Source organism: Methanospirillum sp. (genome assembly GCF_035406105.1).
GTDB lineage: Archaea > Halobacteriota > Methanomicrobia > Methanomicrobiales > Methanospirillaceae > Methanospirillum.
Genome location: NZ_DAONKG010000377.1, coordinates 1 through 1,151 on the forward strand (window position 1 = coordinate 1; position 1,151 = coordinate 1,151).

Annotated in this window: 1 protein-coding gene and 1 pseudogene; both read right to left on the reverse strand. The window is 41.9% G+C overall.

Going from position 1 to position 1,151, the window contains the following annotated elements; all coding sequences use genetic code 11:
• Positions 1-700 (reverse strand): annotated as a pseudogene (locus PLA23_RS13635) (hypothetical protein); the annotation flags it as partial.
• A 96-nt stretch (positions 701-796) separates the two neighbouring features.
• The gene (locus PLA23_RS13640) at positions 797-1,066 is read right to left on the reverse strand and encodes a HepT-like ribonuclease domain-containing protein (RefSeq protein WP_324329801.1); all 270 of its coding nucleotides are present in this window, start codon (positions 1,064-1,066) and stop codon (positions 797-799) included.
• Positions 1,067-1,151 lie beyond the last annotated feature (85 nt).

The window sequence follows — 1,151 nt, forward strand, 5'->3', positions numbered from 1 at the left end:
AAGGTTTGTCTGCCCCGGTAAAGTACGCATGACGGACAAAGAAACTCTCTCCATTATAATCGGTATTGATAAACCAGCAGGCAACATCGTCTGTCGAATAACTTCTGACCTGTCTGGTTGTAGGAACATATACATCCACTCCCTTCAGTTTTACGGCAATGAACCTTTTCTCTTTCACGATATTAATATCCGGCTCTCCGAATAGCATAAAGAGATTCCCCCTCCCGGTCTTCTTTAGGAGCTCATCGCCCATTGCTAGATCCGGGTTCATCATAATCGGTAATACCATCAAATTCCCATTCCGTTTTAGTTCTTCAGAGACATAAGAGTCAAAAGCAAATCCACAGACCAGGAGAAGATCATATCCAAGGCCCTGAACTGCTTCTTTTAAGGCTTCTTTCACTCTGTCAGAAGTCCGCTGGCTCTCCAAAAACTTCTCAATAATAACCTTGGGATGGATATTTTCCTGTATGTAGATCGGAACAGCCGGAACCTTAAGATCTTTTCCATCCTGTTCATCCCCACCCTTCCAGACCGATTGGGGATCAAGAGATGGATCACGGGGATACCGAAGAATGGATGGATTATGTTCATCACCTACAACATTATCAAGAAGTTCTCCGGGGGGAATATTTTTCCTCTTCTCATTGTGACGTATTGCATCGATACCTGATTTTGCAGGTGGTTTTTTAGGTAGCATGATTATACTCTATTCGGTTTTAATATCTTCAATTATCTTCCGAATCTTTCTATCAAGTTCAGGAATATCATATTTGATAACCGACCAGACGACTATCTATTTAATCCCAAAATATCCATGAATGAGTTTATCCCTCATACCAGCAATATCATTCCAGGGAATCTCCGGATGTGCATCCCGGAAAGCATATGAGAGATTTTTCACCGCTTCACCAATTATCTCAAGAGAACGGGGAATGGAACGACTGAGATCAGGATCTAATCTGATATCATCAACCGTCAGAGACTCGGTTTTATCAAGAATATACTGAATTATATACTGAATTTCATCAAGGATATGATACAGAAACGGGATGGATGCTTTCAAACCCAGATCACCTCCTGGGAGATATACGGGAGAATGTACGGAGATACGCCATCCGTGGTGACAATCTCTACTTTTCTGGGGAATA